The organism is Burkholderia sp. MSMB1835 (genome assembly GCF_001526365.1).
Lineage (GTDB): Bacteria > Pseudomonadota > Gammaproteobacteria > Burkholderiales > Burkholderiaceae > Burkholderia.
Window position 1 is genome coordinate 87,619 of sequence record NZ_LOYP01000005.1, and the last position, 22,047, is coordinate 109,665.

A 22,047-nucleotide genomic window follows, 5' to 3' on the forward strand; every position below is an offset into this window, starting at 1 on the left:
CTGGATCCATGGAAATCATCGTTCGACCCGCACGGCCGCCGCATGCGACTCGCCGGGTGTCCGGCACGTCAGCGGAATCGGCGTGCCTTCGAGTTGGAGTTGGTTCGGCAGTGCGTCGATCGTGCAGAGCGTCCGTTCGCCCGCCCGCACCGCCAGCGTGGATTTCGGCTGAACCTGGGTCAGGAACGCCGCGCCGCCTTCGCCCACGATGCCGAGTTCCTTGCCGTTCGCCGCATCCTGCACCGACGCACCGAACGGCAGCGGCTTGCCGGCCGCGTCGGTCAGCGTCAGGTACAGGTTGCTGCCGCGCGCGGCGGAAAATTTCACGAAGCCGATCGCGCCGTCGGTCAGCACCATGCGCTGAATCGGGTTCGTCACCTGCACTTCGAGCGGCAGCTTCTCGACGTTGACGGTCGCGTCGTACACGTTGTACGGCGAGATGCCGTCGAGCACCGCGTAGCCGCGCGAGTCGGTATGCGTGAGCGTGCCGGACAACGGCACGTCGGGCACGCCGTCGGTCGACACCAGCAGCCGCGTATCGCCCGCATTGCCGTTCGCGTGCGCGGACACGCCGTACTGCGTCGCGACGAACGAGCCGTCGACTTCGAGCGACGCGGCCGCATACGCATTGGCGAGCGTCGACGCCTGCGCGGTGAGCTGGTACGCCGACGTGCGCTGGCGGAAGCTCGCGTTCGCCGACGCGCGGCCGTCGGTCGCGCCCGCATTGACCTGGTACGTGCGGCCGGCCGGGTCGTCGTAGATGTAGCCGGCGTTCACGCTGGTGCTGCCGCTGCCCGTCGTCAGGTTCGACGTGACGGTGTGGTTGCCGCCGATCGGCAGCGTCGCGGTGACCGAGAACTGGTTGCCGCTCGCGCCCGCGCTCTGCGTGCGGAATGCCGACACGCTGACGTTCAGGTTGCGCAGCGTGCCGATCGAGAACGCACGCGTGAGCGTCAGGCCGACCCGCTGCTCGGACGCACGCGCCCAGTAGGTCGTCTGGTCGTACGAGAAATAGGTCGACGTATTGCCGAAGCGCTTCGACATCGTCGCCGAATAGCGCTGCTTGCTGTTGGCGAGGCCGTATGACGTCGGATCGCCGGAGAATTGCGCGAAGTTGGTGTACTCGCGCTCGGAGAAGCGGTAGCCGAAGAAGCGCACGTCGGCATCGAGCCCGTCGAAGTGCTTCGAATAGTTGATGCGATACGAGTTGCCGTTGCGTGTCGCGCCGCTCCACCACAGGCGCGCCCGCGCGTGCGTGACGTCGGCCGACACCGCGCCGAAGGCGCCGAAATCGCGGCCGACGCCGAGTGCGACCGACGTGTAGCCCGACGCCGCGATGAAGCCGCCATACGCGGTGACGTCGAACGGCAGGCCGTATGCGATTTCGCCGAAACCGAAGAACGGCGTGATGCCGGCGCCGCCGAACAGTCGCGGCTTGCCGACCGCGGCCTTGTAGCGCAACTGTCCGGTGCGCGCGAGGAACGGCACGGCGGCGGTCGTCACCTGGAAGCGCTGCACGCTGCCGTCCTCTTCCTCGACCGCGACGTCGAGCGTGCCCTGCACGCTCGTGTTGATGTTCTGCAGCGCGAACGCGCCCGGCGACACGCGTGTCACGTACAGCACGCGGCCGGCCTGCGACACGGTCACGGTCGCGTTGGTCCGCGCCACGCCCGAGATCAGCGGCGCATAGCCGCGCAGCGACGGCGGCAGCATGCGGTCGTCGCTGCGGATCGACGCGCCCGTCAGCGCGAACGTGTCGAAGATGTCGGAGCTCAGGTAGTCGTCGCCGAACGTCACCGTCGACTGGATCGACGGCAGTGCGCGAAATGCGTAGAGCCGGCTGAAGCGGAACGTGCGATCCGCGTACGCCGTGTTACCCACGTTCGATTGCGCCTGGTAGTCGCCGCGCAAGCGCCACGCCTCCCAGTTCGCGCCCACCGTCCCGTAGGCCTGGATCGAATTCGTCTGCCCGCCGGCCGCACCGAAGTTGCGGTTCGTGTTCGCGATCACGCGATAGTCGAGCATCGCGCCGGGAATCCCTTCGGACCAGTGGTCCGGCGGCAGGTAAGTCGAATCGGTGAATTCGAGCGCGGCCTGCGGAATCGTGATCTTGAGCCGCCCGTCGCTTTTCAGGTAACGCACGGTCGCCCCTTCGATCGCAGCCAGGTCGACGCAACCGCCCCGAAAGCGCGGCAGATCCTTGACCAGCGACGGCTTCAGGCCGAACCGCGCGACGAGCTCCGGTCGCAGGCACGGCTTGCCCGCGCCCGTCGCATCGACGGTCACGAATTCGATCGGCTGCAGTCCGAGGTACAGGTCGTTGACCTGCACGTCGAGCATGTACTCGCCGGGCAACGTGAAGTCCGGCTGCGAGAACTGCGACAGGTCGACGTTGCTCGTTCCGTCGATGTCGAGGAACGACGAATTGAATTCCGTCGCATGGCTCTGGCTGCCGACGACCAGCACGGAGACGCAAAGGAAGGAATGTCTGATTCGCACGCGGCGCTACCGGGAGTCCAGGGAGAAGGAAAACGGGAGGAAAGACGAAGGAGGAAGGGACGCACGCCTCCCTCCTCCGGTACGGACGCTTACTGGTAGCGGACCGTGAAGTTCGCGACGCCGTCGGCGGTACCCGGCGTCACGCCGGCTGCCGTCGCTTCGTACATCGCCGCGAAGCGCGCGGTGTTCGTGCCGTTCTGCAGCAGCGTCGGCGCCTTCTGCTCGGCGCCGTTGTCGAGGTATTCGCCCGACGCGGACTGCAGGCGGATGCCGACGTTGGTTGCCGAACCGATCGTGGCGAGCAGCTTCGGCTGGCCGGCGCTCGACGTGCCCGTGAACGTGAAGTACGCGTTCTGCGCGATGCTGGTGTCGCAGTCGGTCAGCTTGATGTCGAACGACACCGGGTCCGACTTGTCGCCGGCTTGCTTGAACTTGTTGGTCGGCACCTTGCCGAGCTGCACGGTCTGGTTGACCGAGTTCGCATCGATGCCGCATGCGCCCGCGACGATCTCGCCCGTGAAGTTGATCGTGCCGGTGCCCGCCGCGAAGGCCGAGGTGGACAGGGCCGCGAGTGCGACAGCGGTCAGGAGAGATTTTTTCATGACGTTTCCCGTAAGGAGTGCAAATGGAATGAACGACGTGGCGGATAAAAACGGCAGCGTGTGCTGGCTCCCGTCCGACACGAGGCGGCATTATCGAGATAACAACGAAAGATTTCTGTAAATCATTGTCAAATGCATCTGACAATGTTCGATTCACCCCTCCAGAAGCTCATTCATTCCTTTTGTCTTTCAATTCCGGATCTTTTATCCGCACTCCTTTTTGATTTTCCGGAAGCGCTTGAAGATTAAGGGATTTTTTTGCCGATAATCGTCTCTGCCATATCCCTCCTCGTCGGCACCGGCTTGCGCGCGGCCTCCTGTCAAAGGACAAAACATTGTCCAGTGCCGCCATCGTTGTCCGATCGCAACATGAATATCGAATCATTTTCAACTGACAGGAAATTAACGGCGGAATCTTATCAATATGGATTTATCGCGCAAACGATTGCGAAAAGCATACAAACGTTTTACTGCGACACTTTGCCGCCGCGATTGATTCCAATACATTGATTAATTCGATCGTCAATTACGGATCGGGAATCGACAGCATGCTCGGCCGCCGGAACACGCGTGGCATGCCGGATCGGATGAGATGAGAAACGAAGAGACGCGGCACATGCTTGCGCCGGCGGGCGACACGATGGGTCTATGGATGGGGGCGGCAGCAGAAGCCGCCGCTGCGCGCGGCCGGGAGATGAGAACGATGCGCGGGCCGGCAAAAAGAAGCGCCGATGGCGCAAGGCGGTACGGCGGACAGCACGCCCCGTCGAAGCGACGACCGCACATCGAATCGTGCAGCCGCCGTCGTGTTGCCCGGCACGCGGCGGCGCCAGGCAACACAATCGCCCATCTCACGCGGAAGCCGCGGCCTGCGCCGATGCCGGCGCCCAGCCGCCGCCGAGCGCGCGATACAGCGCGATCGCGTTCGCGAGCCTGAGCTGCCTGAGCCGGATCAGCTCCTGCCCCGACTCGTACGTGCTGCGCTGCGCGTCGAGCAGTTCGAGATAGGTCGCGACGCCGCCCGCGTAACGACGCTCCGCGAGCTTCAGCCGCGCGCCGTCCGCCGCATACACGTCCTGCTGCGCGGCAAGCTGCCGGTCGATCCAGTCGCGCGCGGCGAATGCATCGGCCACTTCGCGAAACGCGGTCTGCACGGCCTTCTCGTATTCGGCGACCGCGATGTCCTTGCGCGCGTTCGCAACGTCGAGGTTTGCGCGATTGCGTCCGCCCGCGAAGATCGGCAGCGTGATGCGCGGCGCGAAGGTCCACACGCTCGTGCCGGCCGCGAACAGATTCGAGAACGCGTCGCTCACGGAGCCGTAGTCGGTCGTCAGCGCGATGCGCGGGAAGAACGCCGCGCGCGCCGCGCCGATGTTCGCGTTCGCGGCTTTCAGCCGTGCCTCGGCCTGGCGAACGTCCGGCCGCCGTTCGAGCAATGCGCTCGGCGCGCCCGGCGCCACGGGTGCGATCGACAGCGTGTCGAGCGCGGTCGCGTCGGCGGGCACGTGGCGCGCGAAATCGCCCGCCAGCAGTTGCAGCGCCCGCACGGCCTGCGCATGCTCGCGCTGCAGCGCGGCCTGCGACGCGCGCGCGGACGCGACCAGCATCTCGGCCGAGCGCAACTCGATCGCGTCGCTCGTGCCGGCGGCATAGCGGCGTTGCGTGAGCGCGGCGATCCGCTCGCGCGCATCGAGCGTGCGCTGCGCCAGCGCCCGCTGCTCGTGCAGTGCACGTTCCGATACGTACGCGCCGGCCACTTCGGCGATCACGCCGATGCGGACCGTGCGCTGCGCGTCGGCCGTCGCGAAGTATTCGGCGAGCGCCGCGTCGGACAGGTTGCGCACGCGGCCGAACAGGTCGAGCTCGTACGCGCTGACGCCGACGCCCGCGCGATACAGCCCGCTGATCGCGCTTTCGCGCACGACCGGATCGTACTGGCGCGCGCGTTCATAGCCGAGCTGCGCGTCGACCGACGGCATCAGGTCCGCGCGCTGCACGCCGTACAACGCGCGCGCTTCCTCGAGCCGGCCGGCCGCGATCCGCAGGTCGCGGTTGTTCGCGAGCGCCGCATCGATCCACGCCTGCAGCGCCGGATCGGTGAAATACGCATGCCAGTCGTCGAGCAACGCGGCATCCTGCGCCGCGGCCGGTTCGGCCGCCGGCGCGGTACTGCCGTCGAGCGGCGCATAGCTTGCCGGCACCGGCGCCGCCGGGCGCTCGTAACGCGGCGCGAGCGAGCAGCCGGCGAGCGCGAGTGCAGCGGCCAGCGCGACCGGAACCCGCCGCGCGGCGCATACGTTCAGCGCGAACATCATGGTTGCGAACCCTCCATCGTCGCCGGCCGCGACCCGCCGCGCCGGCGCGGGCCGACGTCGAACAGGCGGCCGACGATCACGAAAAACAGCGGGACGAGAAACACCGCGAGCACGGTCGCCGTGATCACGCCGCCGAGCACGCCCGTGCCGATCGCCCTCTGCGCGCCGGACGCGGCGCCCGATGCGAACGCGAGCGGCAGTACGCCGACGCCGAATGCGAGCGAGGTCATCACGATCGGCCGCAGCCGCAGGCGCGCGGCCTCGAGCGCCGCGTCGACGAGCGACACGCGCTGCGCCACGAGATCCTTCGCGACTTCGACGATCAGGATCGCGTTCTTCGCGGACAGCCCGATCGTCGCGATCAGCCCCACCTTGAAATAGATGTCGTTCGGCATCGCCCGCAGCGTCACGCCGAGCACCGCGCCGATCACGCCGAGCGGGACGACCAGCATCACCGCGAACGGAATCGACCAGCTCTCGTAGAGCGCCGCGAGCGCGAGGAACACGACGAGCACCGACAGCGCGAACAGCATCGGCGCCTGCGCGCCCGACAGCCGCTCCTCGAACGACTGCCCCGACCACGCATGGCCGATGCCGGGCGGCAGCGTCGCGGCGATCCGCTCGATCGCGCTCATCGCCTCGCCGCTGCTGTGGCCTGCCGCGGCCGAGCCGTTGATCGTGAACGACGGATAGCCGTTGTAGCGCGTGAGCTGCGGCGGCCCGAGCGTCCAGTGCAGCGTCGCGAACGCCGCGAGCGGCACCATCTCGCCGCGCGCGTTGCGCACGCGCAGCTTCCTCACGTCGTCCGGATCGAGCCGGTGCAGCCCGTCGGCCTGCACCATCACGCGCCGCACCTGCGTGCCGTGCATGAAGTCGCCGATATAGTCGGAGCCGAACATCACCGCGAGCGTCGTGTTGATCTCGTCCATCGACACGCCGAGCGCGGACGCCTTCGCGCGATCGATGTCGAGCTTCAGTTGCGGCGCGTCCTGCGTACCCGCGAACATCAGGTCGGTCAGCGCCGGATCCTTGCGCCCCGCCGCGAGCAGTTGCTCGCGCGCGGCGCTGAACGCCGCGTAGTCGAGCCCGCCGCGATTCTGCAGCCGGAAGTCGAAACCGCTCGACGAACCGAGATCGGGCAGTGCCGGCGAATTCATCGCGAACACCGTCGTGTTCGGCGTGCCCGCGAAGCGCTCGTTGATGCGCGCGACGATCGACTGCACGTGATCGTGTGCGGCCTTGCGCTCCTTCCAGTTCTTCAGCGTGACGAAGATCATCCCGCCGTTCGGCCCTTCGCCGTACAGGTTGAAGCCGCCGAGCGCATACGTATAGGCGGTCGGCTCGTCGCGGCGGATGCTCGACTCGACCTCGCGCACGCTCTGCATCGTTTCCGCGAGCGGCGTGCCTTGCGGGCGAATCACCATCACCATGAAGTTGCCCTGGTCCTCGTCGGGCAGGAATGCACTCGGCAACTGCGTGAGCATCAGCGCGGCCGCCGCGGTCAGCGCGCCGTACACGACGAACCAGCGCAGCGGTTTCTTCAGCATCGTGCCGACCCGCGTCGCGTAGCGTTGCGTCGCGCGCGCGACGAAGCGGTTGAACCAGCCGAAGAAGCCACGCTTCTCGTGATGGTCGCCGGACACCGGCTTGAGCAGCGTCGCGCACAGCGCGGGCGTCAGCGACAGCGCGAGAAAGGCCGAGAAGCCGATCGATACCGCGAGCGACAGCGCGAACTGCCGGTAGATGTTGCCCACCGCGCCGCCGAAGAACGCCATCGGCACGAACACCGACGTCAGCACCACGGTGATCCCGACGATCGCGCCGCTGATCTGCCGCATTGCCTTGACGGTCGCGTCGTACGGCCCGAGCCCCTCCTCGACCATCAGTCGCTCGACGTTCTCGACGACGACGATCGCGTCGTCGACGAGGATGCCGATCGCGAGCACCATCCCGAACATCGTCAGCACGTTGATCGAGAAGCCGGCCGCATACATCACGCCGAACGTGCCCGCTAGCGCGACCGGCACGACGAGCGTCGGGATCAGCGTCGCGCGCAGGTTCTGCATGAACAGGAACATCACGAGGAACACCAGCACGCCGGCCTCGATCAGCGTCGTGACGACCTTGTTCATCGACACGCGCACGAACGACGACGTCTCGTACGGAATCTGGTATTTCACGCCCGGCGGGAAGTACGCGGACAGCTCGTCCATCGTCGCGCGCACGCGCTTCTCGGTGGACACCGCGTTCGAGCCCGGCGCGAGCTTGATGCCCATCCCGGTCGCGACCTTGCCGTTCACGTACGACGGATAGTTGTAGTCGTTGCCGCCGAATTCGACGCGCGCGACGTCGCGCAGGAACAGCGCGGAACCGTCGGCCCGCGCGCGCAACGCGATCGCACCGAACTCGGCCGGCGTCTTCAGCGGCGCGTCCGCGAACACGGTCGCCGCGATCGGCGCGCTGTCCGGCACCGCGCTGCGGCCGATGTCGCCGATCGTCACGCGCGCGTTGTGCGCCCGCACGGCCGACGCGATGTCCGACGCGGTGAGGCCGTGCCCGGCCAGCTTCACCGGGTCGGGCCAGATCCGCATCGCATATTCGGCGCCCCAGAACTGTACCTTGCCGACGCCCTCGACGCGGCGCAGCGCCTGCACGACGTTCGCCGACGCGTATTCGCCGAGCTGCACGTCGGTCATCCGGCCGTCGTCGGACGTCAGCGACACGACGAGCTGGATGTTGTCGGCGGCCTTCTCGACCTGGATGCCGTCGCGGCGCACGGGCTCGGGCAGGCGCGCATCGACCGTCTTCAGCCGGTTCTGCACTTCGACGGCCGCGAGATCGGCGTTCACGCCCTGCTTGAACGTCAGGTACAGCGACGCCGCCCCGGCGCTGCTCGTCGCGGACGTATACAGCAACCCCGGCGCCCCGTTCATCTCGCGCTCGATCAGCGCGGTCACCGATTCCTCGACGACCTGCGCGGACGCGCCCGGGTACGTCGCATAGATGCTGACGACGGGCGGCGCGATGTCCGGGTACTGCGCGACGGGCAGCGCGCGGATCGCGAACAGGCCGCCCAGCATGATGAAGATGGCGATCACCCACGCGAAGACGGGGCGATCGATGAAGAAACGTGCCATGTTGGTTTGAACCGGTCAGGTTTGACGGGCGGCCGCCTGCGAAGCGGCCGCGGCCGGCGCCGCCTTCGACGGCGGCGCCTTCTCGACGGGCTTGACGACCGTATCAGGTGCGAACTGCGCGGCGTCGTCGACGATCACGCGCTCGCCGCCCGCGAGGCCGCGTGTGACGCGCCAGTCGTGGCCGCTCATCTGGTCGGCCGTGACTTCGACGTCCTCGACCTTGCCGTTCGCGCCGACCACGCGCACCGACGTCCGGTCGGTCGTGCGCAGCAGCGCGTCGCGCGGCACGAGGATCGCCCGCTGGTCGACCGCCGTGTCGAGCGCGATCCGCACATACGCGCCGGGCAGCAGCTCGCGCTCCGGATTCGGGAACAGCGCGCGCATCGCGACGGTGTCGGTGGTCGGATCGACCGCGAGATCGCTGAACAGCAACTTGCCCTTCAGCGGATACGCGGTGCCGTCGGCGCGCAGCAGCGTCACCGCGACGTCGTGCTGCGCGATGCCCGTCGCGCGCCCGCTCTTCACCGCGCGACGCAATGCGTCGACGTCGGCGGCCGGCTGCGAGAAGTTCACGTAGATCGGATCGAGCTGCTCGACGGTCGTGAGCGGCGTCGCCTGGTCCTGGCCGACGAGCGCTCCCTCGGTCACGAGCGCGCGCCGTGCGCGGCCCGCGATCGGCGCGGTGACGGTCGCGTAGTCGAGCTGCAGCTGGGCCCGCGCGAGTTCGGCCTTCGCGGATGCGACCTCGGCCTTCGCCTGCGTGTCGGCCGCGACGGCCTCGGTGTGGTCGCGCTCGCTCACCGCGCGATCGCGCACGAGGTCGTCGTAACGGCGGCGCTTGTCGGTCGCCGCGAGCGCGGCGGCCTGCGCCTTCGCGAGCGCGCCCTGCGCGGCGTCGCGGGCGGCCTTCAGCGGCGCGGGATCGATGCGGAACAGCACCGCGCCCTGCTTCACTTCCTGGCCTTCCTCGTAGGTACGGGCGGTGACGATGCCCGCGACCCGCGCGCGCACCTCCGCCTGCCGATATGCGTCGAGCCGGCCCGGCAGTTCGACGGTCATCGGCACGGCCGTCGGGCGTACCGTCACGACGGTGGCCTGCTTCGCGGTCTCCGGCGCGGCGTTCTTGTCGCCCTTTCCGCATCCCGCCACGGCCAGCAGCGCCGCGAGCGCGAACGGCGCCGGCCGCAGGCGGCGCCACAGGGTGCGTTTGTTATTCATGTTCTGACCTCGGATCACTCGCCGCCGATACAATGCGGCGGCTCAGGGTGGCCGATTATAATCAGTCACGACTGATTAAATACAGGCCGCCTCAATCCGGCACACACTTTGTCTCAATAAAACGACAGCGAACTGTAAGGAATTTCACGACATGGCCCGCAAGACCCGGGAAGAATCGCTCGCCATCAAGCACCGGATCCTCGACGCCGCCGAGCTCGTGCTGCTCGAGCGCGGCGTCGCGCAAACCGCGATGGCGGACCTCGCCGAGGCCGCCGGGATGTCGCGGGGCGCCGTCTACGGCCACTACCGCAACAAGATGGAAGTGTGTCTGGCGATGTGCGACCGCGCGTTCGCACGCACCTCCGAAGGTTTCGACGCGGGCGACGGCCTGCCGCCGTTCGCGACGCTGCGGCGCGCCGCGTCGCACTACCTGCAGGAATGCGGCGAGCCGGGCCCGATGCAGCGCGTGCTGGTGATTCTCTATACGAAGTGCGAGCAGAGCGAGGAAAACGGTGCGCTGCAGCGGCGCCGCATGCTGCTCGAGTTGCAGATGCTGCGCATCACCAAGGCGCTGCTGCGTCGCGCGATCGCGGCCGGCGAAGTGGCCGCCGATCTCGACGTGCATCTGGCCGCCGTCTATCTCGTGTCGCTGCTCGAAGGCGTGTTCGCGTCGATGATCTGGACCAACCGGCTGCGCGGCAACCTGTGGAACGACGCCGAGGCGATGCTCGACGCCGGTTTCGACGCCGTCCGCACCTCCGCCGCCCTGCGCCGACGCGCGCAAAAATTGCCTGACCGATCAAAATCGTCGTAACAAATGCTGATTTAACCCGATTTACCGCACTGTGAAACGAATGAGCTGACCCCCTTTAAAATTTTTAACGTTTCGCGGAACATCGGTAGACTGACGCTGTCATCTTTCTTTAGCGTCTGCGTGATAACCGGGTTCGACCCGGTATGCACGCCGCCGTTCGAAGCGGGCCCGCCCCGCGCGTTGGGTCGAACGGAAACGACACAGGCCCCTGGCGGGGCCTGTTTTGTTGCACGCCCGCCGCCCGCCCCGTCGCCGTTCGACGATGTGCCGCCGGCGGCCCTCGCCCACACCCCTTTGAACCGCTTTCCTGGATGTGGACACCTTGGTCAAGTCCGTCGCAACCCCTGATGCCGCCGCGCCCGGTCGCGCGCAGCGCGCCGTGCGCGCGCTCGTGCCGGCCGCCGTGCTCGGCGCGCTCGCCGCATTCGGCCTCGCCGCCGCCCTGCCGGCCGTGTCGCAACTGCCGGGCGCCGTCGACTCGGGCACGGCCGCGCTGCCGCAGCGCGTGCTGTCCGATACGCCGTTTCCCACCGCCCAGCATTTCGTGACGAGCGAGCTCGCCCGCACGATCGGCGAACGCAACGAACACGTCGATCGCACCGATCGCAGCCTGCAGCCGGGCCTGTTCGCGCCGCTCAGCGCGCATCGCAACGACATGCTCGGCTACGCGAGCCTGTTCCAGTTCGCGTCGCCCGATTCCCAGCGCGGGATGCGCGCGGGCGACATCGAGCTCACGCTGTCCGATACGCTGAACCGTCTCGACGTGCCGCCCGAAGTACGCATCCAGCTCGGCGATCTCGTCACCGGCAAGGTCGCGATGCGCGCGAGTGCGCAGCGCGGCGACTATTACCGCATCGCGTTCGACACGAACGACGGCACGCCGCGCCTCACCGCGCTCGAGCTGCGCGTCGCCGGCCGCACGTTCGGCGCGATCTGGTTCCGCGCGCCGGGCGCCGAGCACGGGGCCTACTACACGCTCGACGGTTCGCCGCTCGAAGCTGCCGCGTTCACGATGCCGGTCAAGTGGACGCGCATCAGCTCGTTCTTCGGCGAGCGCATCCATCCGCTGTCGCAGGCGATGGCGTTCCATACGGGCGTGGACCTCGCCGCGCCCAGCGGCACGCCGGTCGATGCGGCCGCCGACGGCGTCGTGTCGTTCGTCGGCACCGATCCGGGCGGCTACGGCCGCTATGTGATCGTCGATCATGCGGACGGCTATTCGACCTACTACGCGCACCTGTCCGCGTTCGCGCGCGGGCTGAAGGTCGGCGAAACCGTGAAGCAAGGCCAGCGCATCGGCTCGGTCGGGATGACCGGCGCCGCAACGGGCCCGCACCTGCATTTCGAGGTGCGAATCGCGAACGATCCGGTCGATCCGCTCGTCACGCTGGCCAGCGCGCAGACGGCGCTGTCCGACATGCAGCTCACCGCGTTCCGCCAGGAAGCCGCGCAATGGCGCTTGCGCCTCGCGTCGATCAGTACGACGCCGTTCGCGTTCGCGCAAAGCGACGGCCCGCTGTGGGGCGACTTCGCGACCGGTTCGTCGACGCTGCGCGCGGTGTTCGATACGCATTACAGCGCGTCCTGACGCGCGAACGCCGGCATTCACGCCAAGAAGCGCACCGCGACCACAGCAGCATGCTCACGCCCGTCGCCGCTCGACCAGCGGCGACGCGGCCACCTATCTTCATCACCGGAAATCCGCCGCCTGCATCGGGCGGCACGCCGTCACCGCGCGGGTTCGGTGCGCTCCGCCGCCTGCGCGATGCGCTGCGCCCTCGGACGGCGCGACAGCAACCACCGCGCCGCGCCGTCGAGCGACGTGCACAGCACCAGATAGATCGCCGCGACGAACAGGAAGATCGGCGCCGGATACACCATCAGCCGGTTGTTCACCTGGGTCGCGACGAACGACAGTTCCGGCACGCCGACGATATACGCGAGCGACGTGTCCTTCACGAGCGCGACCCACTGGTTGACGAACGACGGCGTCATGATCCGGATCGCCTGCGGCAACAGCACGTAGCGCACCGTCTGCCAGCGCGTGAGCCCGAGCGACAGCCCGGCCTGCCATTGCCCGTCGCCCGCCGCGACGATCCCCGCATGCACCGCATGCGCGAGATACGCGCCGCCGACCAGCGCCAGCGCGCACACGACCGTCGCGAGCCCCGGCACGTCCATGTGCAGCAGCACGGGCATCAGGAAATACGTCCAGAAGATCAGCATCAGCACCGGAATCGCGCGAAAGAAGCCGATGAATGCGAGCAGCAGCACGCGCGCCGGACCGCGTGCGAGCGCCATCGCGACGCCGAGCGCCACGCCGAGCCCGGCCGACGCGATCGCGGACGCGAGCGCCAGCACCAGCGACAGCGCGGCGCCGCCGAGCGGACCGTCAGGGAACGCGCCGACGAGCAGGTACGGCAAATTGGAGACGAGCAGCGAAAGATCCATCGTCAGCGCCCCGCTCCGAGCCGGTCGCGCCATTGCGTGGCCGCATACGCACCGGCCTCGATCGCGGCCACCGCCGCGACGTACAGCAACGTCGCGACGCCGAACGCGGCGAACGTCTTGAACGTCTCGGTCTCCACCTGCCGCGACGCATACGACAGCTCGGCGACGCCGATCGCCATCGCGAGCGACGAGTTCTTCACGAGATTCATGTATTGGCCGAACAGCGGCGGCAGCGCGATGCGCACGGCCTGCGGCAGCACCACGTAGCGCAGCGACTGCATCGGCGTGAGGCCGAGCGCGGCCGCCGCATCGTGTTGCGCACGTCGCACGCCGCGCAGGCCGGCCTCGCATTCCTCGGCGACGAATGCCGCGGTATAGGCGCTCAAGCCGACCCAGCCCGCGACGAATTCGAACGACGGCCACGCGAGCGTGAACGGGCCCACGCTCGCCGCATGGCGCGCGTTGAGCCACGCGATCCACGTATCGGGCAGCAACGACGCGACGCCGAAATACCAGAACAGCAACTGCACGAGCAGCGGCGTGTTGCGGAACGCGACGACGTAGGCCGCGGCGACCGCGCGCGGCGCCCTGCCGCGCGCATGCCGCATCACGGCGAGCAGTAGCCCGCCGATGGTCGCGGCGACCGCCGACGCGGCTGCGAGGCCGAGTGTCAGCAGGAAGCCCTGCCAGAGCCAGGACAGATATTTGGGAGCCAAGCCGAGCATGCTGTGGCGCGCGCACGAAGCGCACGTTCGGATGAAAACAAAAAGCGCCGCACGGCCGATGTTCAGGCCGATCGCGGCGCACGTGCGAGACCGCTCAGGTCTTGTCGCCGATACGGAAAATGCGCGTGAGCGGCGTTTTCGTGGTCGGCCCGAACCATGCGTCGTAGATCTGCGTGGCGCGACCGCTCGCCTCGAGCCCCTTCAGCGTGTCGTTGACGAAGCCGAGCAGGCGCGTCTCGCCTTTCGGCACGCCGACGCCCATGTAGTCGTTCGAGATCGTGAACGCCGGGATCTCGTAGTTCTGCTTGTCGGGCACGTTCGCGAGCAGGCCGATCAGCTTCGGGCCGTCCTGCGTGATGGCCTGCACGTTGCCGGCGCGCAGCGCGGCGAACGCGAACGGCGTGTCGTCGTACGCGACGATCGTCGCCTTCGGGAATTTCTCGCGCAGCGTGATCTCGTTGGTCGTGCCCTTGTCCGCGCCGACGCGCAGGCCGTTCAACTGGTCGGCCGATTTCAGCACGCCCTTCTTCGCGAGAAACTGCTGGCCCGACGAGAAATACGGAATGCTGAAGTCGACCTGCTTCGCGCGCTCGTCGGTGATCGTGAAATTCGCGAGCACGAGATCGACCTTGCCGGACGTCAGGAACGGGATGCGGTTCGCGGGGTTGGTCGGTTGCAGTTGCAGCTTCACGCCGAGCTTGTCGGCCAACGCCTTCGCGTAATCGACGTCGAGACCGACGATGCGATTGCTTTTCGCGTCGACATAGCCGAACGGCGGATTGCTGTCGAACGTCGCGACCCGCAGCACGCCGGCCTTCCTGATGTCGTCGAGACGGTCCGCATGCGCGACGGTGCCTGCGGTAACGAGCGCGACCCCGATGAGCCACGTAGCGAGCGTGTTGATTTTCATGAGCACGACCTGATTTGTTATGGAGGCCGCCGCGGATCGCGCGGCGGCACGGTTCGAAGAACATCGCGACGAAGTGTGTCGTCGCGAAGCCGCTAACGTATCAGCGCGCGCGGCGAATTCGAACCAACAAATGGTGCTTTGCTCTGCGGGTTTCGTGATGAGGCGCGCGGGCTGCAGGCACGCGCTGCCGCATAAAAAAACGCCCGCTGCAAGCAGCGGGCGCGAATCCCAGTCAAGGAGGTGTCACACGAACTACGCAGTCAGATTAAGGAAATCGCGCGCCGCGGACAACGAATCGATTTCCATATCGATATGACGCGGCACGCTCGTGCCGGCACGTGCCGGGTCGAACAGCGGATGTCGCCGCACGTGTCATCGCACGCCGCAAAAAACCGCCAACCGACCGGACGTTCGTCATCGTGCAAGTACGCGCGACGCGCCTCCGATCACGGCTCGTGGCGCAGATACCCTTCCTTGCTCGGATCGCGCATGCGCCACGACACGATCAGCGAGATCGCGCACAGCACCGTCACGTACCAGTAGAAGGTTTCCTCGCTGCCGATCGACTTGAACCACAGCGCGACGTACTCGGCCGAACCGCCGAAGATCGCGTTCGCGACCGCATACGACAGGCCCACCCCCATCGCGCGCACTTCCGGCGGGAACATCTCGGCCTTGATGAGGCCGCTGATCGACGTGTAGAAGCTGACGATCGCCAGCGCGACCGTGATCAGCACGAACGCGGCCACGGGGCTCGTCACGTCCTTCAGCGCATGCATCAGCGGCACCGTGCCGATCACCGCGAACGCACCGAACAGGATCATCGACGTGCGGCGGCCGATCTTGTCCGACAGCGCGCCGAACACCGGCTGCATCAGCATGTAGACGAGCAGCGCGACGGTCATCACGTTGCTGGCCGTCTTCGCATGCATGCCGGCGGTGTTGACCAGGTACTTCTGCATGTACGTCGTGAACGTGTAGAAGATCAGCGAGCCGCCGGCCGTGAAGCCGACCACCGTGAAGAACGCCCCCTTGTGTTGCCACACGCCGCGGATCGTGCCGGCGTCCTTCTTGTCGCGCGATGCGCTCGTCGACGTCTCGTCGAGCGACTTGCGCAGGTACAGCGAAATCAGCGCGGCCGCCGCGCCGACCACGAACGGAATGCGCCAGCCCCACGCTTTCAGCTCGCCGGCCGACAGCGTCTGCTGCAGGATCACGAGCACCAGCAGCGCGCACAGCTGGCCGCCGATCAGCGTCACGTACTGGAACGACGCGAAGAAGCCGCGCCGCCCCTTCAGCGCGACTTCACTCATGTAGGTCGCGCTGGTGCCGTATTCGCCGCCGACGGAGAGCCCCTGGAACAGGCGCGCGACCAGCAGCAGCGCCGGCGCGAGCGCGCCGATCTGCGCATAGGTCGGCAGCACCGCGATCACGAGCGAGCCGCCGCACATCATCAGCACCGAGATCATCATCGCCGTGCGACGGCCGTGACGGTCGGCGATGCGGCCGAACAGCCAACCGCCGATCGGACGCATCAGGAAGCCGGCCGCGAACACGCCCGCCGTGTTCAGCAGCTGGGTCGTCGTGTTGCCGCTCGGGAAGAATGCCGGTGCGAAGTACAGCGCGCAGAACGAGTAGATATAGAAGTCGAACCACTCGACGAGGTTGCCCGACGAGGCGCCGACGATGGCGAACACGCGCCGCCGGGTGTCATGCGCGGACAGCGCAGCTTGGTCGGTCTGGACGTCCATGGGTTGGTCTGTTCCTTTTAGTGCTTTCTGGGCGAGACGGCTGGGCCGCCGCGTGCGGTCGCACGTGGCACCGGTTCCGGCGCACGGCGCTACGGGATTTTAGCGAAATGTAAAGTAACAAGCGCTCCGGGTTCGTCCGGATGTAGAAAATTTTTCTCCGGCCGCGCGTTCGTCATATGAAAACGCCAGCCCTCAGGCTGGCGTCCGATGCAAACATTTTCGCGTGCGACGATCACACGCGCACTTCCGGCGGCACGTAGCGGCACTCGTAGCGCTTGCGCACGGTGCCGGCCTCGTCGACGCTTTCCAGATATACGTCGAACTGCCAGAGCCGCGCCATGTGCTTGAGCACCTCCTCGCTGTCGTTCGACAGGTGACGGTTGTCGGTCATGAAGTGACGCAGCGTGAGGCTACGGTCGCCGCGCGTGTTCACGGCCCATACCTGGATGTTCGGCTCGCGATGATGGATGTCGTACTGCCGCGACAACGCCTGCCGCACGTACTGATAGCCGGAATCGTCGTGGATCGCCGATACCTCGAGCGAATCGCGCATGTCGTCGTCGAGCACCGAGAAGAGCCGCATCTCGCGAATCAGGTTCGGCGACAGATACTGCGCGATGAAGCTCTCGTCCTTGAAGTTGCGCATCGCATAGTGCATCGCCGGCAGCCACGGCGTGCCCGCGATCTCGGGAAACCACTTGTAGTCCTCTTCCGTCGGCGCTTCGCAGATCCTTCGGATGTCGCTCATCATCGAGAAACCGAGCGCATACGGGTTGATCCCGCTGTAGTACGGCTTCGTGACGGGCGGCTGGTAGACCACGTTGCTGTGCGAATGCAGGAACTCCATCATGAAGCCGTCTTCCAGCTTCCCCTGGTTGTACAGCGTATTGAGCAGCGTGTAGTGCCAGAACGTCGCCCAGCCTTCGTTCATCACCTGCGTCTGCCGCTGCGGATAGAAATACTGGCCGATCTTGCGCACGATGCGGATTACTTCCCGCTCCCACGGTTCGAGCAGCGGCGCGTTCTTCTCCGCGAAATACAGCAGGTTCTCCTGCGGCTCGGGCGGATAGCGGTCTTCCTGCTCCTCGGTCAGCTCGGGCTTCTTGCCCGGCAGCGTGCGCCACAGTTCATTGACCTGCGATTGCAGGTACGCCTCGCGCTCGCGCCGCAGTGCCGCTTCCTTCGACAGCGACGGTTTCTGCGGCCGCTTGTAACGGTCGACGCCGTAGTTCATCAGCGCGTGGCACGAGTCGAGCAGTTCCTCGACGCGATCGAGGCCGTAGCGCTCCTCGCATTCCGCGACGTAGTTCTTCGCGTACACGAGATAGTCGATGATCGCGTGCGCGTCGGTCCACAGCCGGAACAGGTAGTTGCCCTTGAAGAACGAGTTGTGCCCGTACGCCGCGTGCGCGATGACGAGCGCCTGCATCGTCATCGTGTTCTCTTCCATCAGATACGCGATGCACGGGTTCGAATTGATGACGATTTCGTAGGCCAGGCCCATCTGGCCGCGGCGGTAGCTCTTTTCGGTCGCGAGGAAGTGCTTGCCGAACGACCAGTGGCGATAGTTGACGGGCATCCCGACCGACGCGTACGCATCCATCATCTGCTCGGCGCTGATCAGCTCGAGCTGGATCGGGTAGATGTCGAGCTCGTATTGTTCGGCGACCTGCGAGATGTGCGTGTCGTATTCCTCGAGCAATTCGAACGTCCAGTCGGACGGGCACGGCAGTGGCTTGCGTTCGGCAACGTTCATACGCGCTTCCTTTTGCCCGGAACCGGGCAAGTCGGCGGCCGGCGGCGGCGGTTCGGCCTGCACGCGTTGCTGCGGTGCGGCAGGGCCGGCCGTGTCGTCGCCGGAAGGGCGCGGCTCGTAGCCGCGCGACTCGTTGTGCAGATGGCGGGTCGTCATGACATTTCCACCTGCTTTTCGAACAATTCGCGAAACACCGGGTAAATGTCCGCAGCCGATTCCACTTTTTTCATCGCGAGATGCGGTTGCGACAGGGCCAGTTGCGCGTATTCCAGCCACAGATTCTGCTCTTCCGGCGCGACCTGGATATACGCGAAGTAACGCGTCTTGGTGAGAATATCCTCTTCCAGGATTTTGCGACACTTCGGCGAATCGTCAGTCCAGTTGTCGCCGTCGGACGCTTGCGCGCCGTAGATGTTCCACTCGGTCGGCGAGTAGCGCTCGTTCATCACCTTGCGCATCAGTTCGAGCGCGCTCGACACCACCGTGCCGCCGCTTTCGGTCGAATGGAAGAAGGTATCTTCGTCGACCTCCTCGGCGCGCGTATGGTGACGGATGAACACCACTTCGATGCGCTCGTAGTTGCGCTTGAGGAACAGGTAAAGCAGGATGAAGAAGCGCTTCGCGAGATCCTTGCGCTGCTCGTCCATCGAGCCCGACACGTCCATCAGGCAGAACATCACGGCCTGGCTCGACGGTTGCGGCTGCTTCACGCGGTTGATGTAGCGCAGGTCGAATGGATCGATGAACGGAATCCGCCAGATGCGCCCTTTCAGGTGATGGATCTCGGCTTCGAGCGTCGCGATTTCCGCGCGGCGGTCTTCGGTGTCGTTCTTCAGCGCTTCGAGCCGCGCCTCGAGCTCGCGCAACTCGTTGACGAGCGGCGAGCCGAGCGCGATGCGCCGGCCGAGCGCGCTGCGCAGCGAGCGCACGACGTCGATGTTGTTCGGCGTACCCTCCGCCGACCAGCCCGCGCGCACGTTCTTCCAGCTCGGCACCGTCAGCAGGTGCGTCTTCACGAGGCGCGGCAGTTCGAGATCGTCGAAGAAGTACTGCATGAACTCGTCGCGCGACAGCTCGAACACGAAGTCGTCCTGCCCTTCGCCCTCGTTGCTCGCCTGACTGCCGCCGCCGCCCGAGCCGCCCTGCGGACGCGGAATCTTGTCGCCGCGCACGTAGTCCTCGTTGCCGGGGTGCACGTATTCGCGACGCCCGCCCGGCGCGTGCCGGAAATTCGGCTCCGCGATGTCCTTGCGCGGGATCGTGATGCTCTGCGTGCTCTGGATATCCTTGATGCTACGGTCGCGCACCGCGTCGGACACGGCACGACGAATGTAGTTCTTGACGCGACGCAGAAAGCGTTCGCGATTGGCGATGCTCTTGTTCTTGCCGGCCAGCCTGCGGTCGATGATTTGATGAAGCACTCCCGGTCTCCCGCTCGAAAGTCGATCTGCCGGGGCACTCGCCGCGCATGCCGTCTGCCGTCATGCGGGCGGCGCCTCTGAAAGCGCCCGGACGGACTCGCCGTCCGGGCACGATACCGCGCGTGTCATGACGACTTGCGCACGCGCAGGTACCAGTCGCAAAGCAGCCTCACCTGCTTCGGCGTATAGCCCTTCGCGACCATCCGGTTCACAAAGTCCTCATGCTTGCGTTGCTCCTCCGCCGAACCCTTGGCGTTGAACGAAATCACCGGCAACAGCTCCTCGGTGTTCGAGAACATCTTCTTCTCGATCACGACGCGCAACTTCTCGTAGCTCGTCCACACGGGGTTCTTGCCGGCGTTCGCCGCCCGTGCGCGCAACACGAAATTCACGATCTCGTTGCGGAAATCCTTCGGATTGCTGATCCCGGCCGGCTTCTCGATCTTCTCCAGCTCCGCGTTCAGCGCGGCGCGGTCGAAGCTCTCGCCCGTGTCGTGGTCGCGGAATTCCTGATCCTGGATCCAGAAATCCGCATACGTGACGTAGCGATCGAAGATGTTCTGCCCGTATTCCGAATACGATTCGAGATACGCCGTCTGGATCTCCTTGCCGATGAATTCCGCATAGCGCGACGCGAGCACGTCCTTCACGAAGGACAGGTACTTCTGCTCGGTTTCCGGCGGGAACTGCTCGCGTTCGATCTGCTGTTCGAGCACGTACATCAGGTGCACCGGGTTGGCCGCGACCTCGCTCGTATCGAAGTTGAACACGCGCGACAGGATCTTGAACGCGAAGCGCGTCGATACGCCGGTCATCCCTTCGTCGACGCCCGCGTAGTCGCGATACTCCTGGTACGACTTCGCCTTCGGATCGGTGTCCTTCAGGTTTTCGCCGTCGTACACCTGCATCTTCGAGAACAGGCTCGAATTCTCCGGCTCGTGCAGCCGCGACAGCACCGAGAACTGCGACATCATCTTCAGCGTGCCCGGCGCGCACACGGCCTCGGCCAGCGACGAATTGCGGATCAGCTTCTCGTAGATCTTGATCTCTTCCGACACGCGCAGGCAGTACGGCACCTTCACGACGAATATCCGGTCGAGCAGCGCCTCGTTGTTGCGGTTGTTGCGGAAGGCCTTCCACTCCGATTCGTTCGAGTGCGCAAGAATCACGCCGTCGAACGGAATCGCGCCGAAGCCTTCGGTGCCCTTGAAGTTGCCTTCCTGCGTGGCGGTCAGCAGCGGGTGCAGCACCTTGATCGGCGCCTTGAACATTTCGACGAATTCGAGCAGGCCCTGGTTCGCGAGGCACAGGCCGCCCGAGTAGCTGTATGCGTCGGCATCGTCCTGCGCGTACTGTTCGAGCTTGCGGATATCGACCTTGCCGACCAGCGACGAGATGTCCTGATTGTTCTCGTCGCCCGGCTCCGTCTTCGCGATGCCGACCTGCCGCAGGATCGACGGATAGCGCCGCACCACGCGGAACTGGCGGATGTCGCCGTTGTATTCGTGCAGGCGCTTGACGGCCCACGGACTCAGGATGCTTTTCAGGTAGCGGCGCGGAATGCCGTACTGTTCCTCGAGGATCGGACCATCCTCGTCGTAGTCGAACAGCCCGAGCGGCGATTCGTTGACGGGCGAGCCCTTCAGCGCATAGAACGGCACGCGCTCCATCAGTTGCTTCAGACGCTCGGCGATCGACGACTTGCCGCCGCCCACCGGGCCCAGCAGGTAGAGGATCTGCTTCTTCTCTTCGAGACCTTGCGCAGCGTGGCGGAAATACGCGACCACCTGCTCGATCACCTCCTCCATTCCGTAGAACTCACGGAATGCCGGATACACCTTGATGACCTTGTTCGCGAAGATCCGCGACAGGCGCGGGTCGTTGCGGGTATCGATCTGTTCAGGTTCCCCGATTGCTTCCAGCATGCGTTCACCCGCCGTCGCATACGCGGATGGATCGTTCTTGCAGAGCGCGAGATACTCCTCCAGCGAGAGCTCTTCCTCTCGCGTTTTTTCGAAGCGGTTCGCGAAGCTGCTGTAAATATCCATGCTACCTCCCTCGCCTGAGTCTGAAGACGTGCCTGCCTTCGTATGACTGCGCAGAAGCAAGCGCGTTCGAATTCATCCTAAACCCTTTCTTATTTTTTTTCACGAACTCTTCGTATGAAGTTCGTCATTCTCGACAACACCGCTTGGACAACGCATTTCGTCGTTTTACAATCGACTTCCCGAGCCGCAGAAACTGCATCCGCCGCATCTCGTCGAACATCGAAACGGCTCGTGCGTTGGACGCCGCCGACGTCGCCACTTCTCCCCTTCATCCCTATACGTTCGAGCGGCCGCGTGCGATGACACGCCGCTCGCACCGTTACAAATTTTTTTCGCAGTCCCTTACGGACATACCCGTACGGCGAACGCGGGAACATGACGCGCACGCAGCGCATCCGCG

14 protein-coding genes are annotated in these 22,047 nt (G+C 65.9%); 2 read left to right on the forward strand and 12 right to left on the reverse strand.

Features of this window, described 5'->3' with window-relative positions:
* Window positions 1–15: 15 nt before the first annotated feature.
* The 5 genes from WS96_RS03575 to WS96_RS03595 all read right to left on the reverse strand — a co-directional run bounded on the left by WS96_RS03575 (window position 16) and on the right by WS96_RS03595 (window position 9,771).
* Complete coding sequence (locus tag WS96_RS03575) at window positions 16–2,466, reverse strand: fimbria/pilus outer membrane usher protein (protein ID WP_059830716.1); 2,451 nt, start codon at window positions 2,464–2,466, stop codon at window positions 16–18.
* Window positions 2,467–2,588: 122 nt separating this feature from the next.
* Window positions 2,589–3,101 (reverse strand): fimbrial protein, encoded by a 513-nt coding sequence (locus WS96_RS03580; protein WP_034207269.1) that lies wholly within the window; start codon window positions 3,099–3,101, stop codon window positions 2,589–2,591.
* 851 nt (window positions 3,102–3,952) lie between these two features.
* Complete coding sequence (locus tag WS96_RS03585) at window positions 3,953–5,413, reverse strand: efflux transporter outer membrane subunit (protein WP_059830914.1); 1,461 nt, start codon at window positions 5,411–5,413, stop codon at window positions 3,953–3,955.
* On the reverse strand, window positions 5,413–8,553 hold the full coding sequence (locus WS96_RS03590; RefSeq protein WP_059830718.1) for a multidrug efflux RND transporter permease subunit: 3,141 nt from the start codon (window positions 8,551–8,553) through the stop codon (window positions 5,413–5,415). The genes WS96_RS03585 and WS96_RS03590 overlap by 1 nt, the downstream gene beginning before the upstream one ends.
* Before the next feature lie 15 nt (window positions 8,554–8,568).
* On the reverse strand, window positions 8,569–9,771 hold the full coding sequence (locus WS96_RS03595) for a MexX/AxyX family multidrug efflux RND transporter periplasmic adaptor subunit (RefSeq protein ID WP_059830720.1): 1,203 nt from the start codon (window positions 9,769–9,771) through the stop codon (window positions 8,569–8,571).
* A 151-nt stretch (window positions 9,772–9,922) separates the two neighbouring features.
* Between WS96_RS03595 and WS96_RS03600 the strand changes: the two genes are divergently transcribed.
* Both WS96_RS03600 and WS96_RS03605 read left to right on the forward strand, forming a co-directional pair.
* Window positions 9,923–10,585, forward strand: coding sequence for a TetR family transcriptional regulator (locus WS96_RS03600; RefSeq protein ID WP_059830722.1), 663 nt, complete (start codon window positions 9,923–9,925; stop codon window positions 10,583–10,585).
* Between the two features lie 322 nt (window positions 10,586–10,907).
* Window positions 10,908–12,173 (forward strand): M23 family metallopeptidase, encoded by a 1,266-nt coding sequence (locus WS96_RS03605; RefSeq protein ID WP_059830724.1) that lies wholly within the window; start codon window positions 10,908–10,910, stop codon window positions 12,171–12,173.
* A gap of 140 nt (window positions 12,174–12,313) precedes the next feature.
* Here WS96_RS03605 and WS96_RS03610 read toward each other — a convergent pair whose 3' ends face one another.
* From WS96_RS03610 to WS96_RS03640, 7 genes are all read right to left on the reverse strand, one after another.
* On the reverse strand, window positions 12,314–13,036 hold the full coding sequence (locus WS96_RS03610; RefSeq protein WP_034207264.1) for an amino acid ABC transporter permease: 723 nt from the start codon (window positions 13,034–13,036) through the stop codon (window positions 12,314–12,316).
* Window positions 13,037–13,038: 2 nt separating this feature from the next.
* Window positions 13,039–13,761, reverse strand: coding sequence for an amino acid ABC transporter permease (locus WS96_RS03615; protein WP_059830725.1), 723 nt, complete (start codon window positions 13,759–13,761; stop codon window positions 13,039–13,041).
* Between the two features lie 94 nt (window positions 13,762–13,855).
* The gene (locus WS96_RS03620; RefSeq protein ID WP_059498964.1) at window positions 13,856–14,671 is read right to left on the reverse strand and encodes an ABC transporter substrate-binding protein; all 816 of its coding nucleotides are present in this window, start codon (window positions 14,669–14,671) and stop codon (window positions 13,856–13,858) included.
* Window positions 14,672–15,117: 446 nt separating this feature from the next.
* A complete protein-coding gene (locus WS96_RS03625) occupies window positions 15,118–16,422 on the reverse strand; it encodes an MFS family transporter (RefSeq protein ID WP_034207261.1) in 1,305 nt (434 codons plus the stop codon).
* 232 nt (window positions 16,423–16,654) lie between these two features.
* Window positions 16,655–18,334, reverse strand: a complete 1,680-nt coding sequence (locus WS96_RS03630; RefSeq protein ID WP_059830727.1) for a SpoVR family protein — start codon at window positions 18,332–18,334, stop codon at window positions 16,655–16,657.
* Window positions 18,331–19,599, reverse strand: a complete 1,269-nt coding sequence (locus tag WS96_RS03635; protein WP_034207259.1) for a YeaH/YhbH family protein — start codon at window positions 19,597–19,599, stop codon at window positions 18,331–18,333. The genes WS96_RS03630 and WS96_RS03635 overlap by 4 nt, the downstream gene beginning before the upstream one ends.
* A gap of 125 nt (window positions 19,600–19,724) precedes the next feature.
* A complete protein-coding gene (locus tag WS96_RS03640; RefSeq protein WP_027784391.1) occupies window positions 19,725–21,647 on the reverse strand; it encodes a PrkA family serine protein kinase in 1,923 nt (640 codons plus the stop codon).
* Window positions 21,648–22,047: the final 400 nt, after the last annotated feature.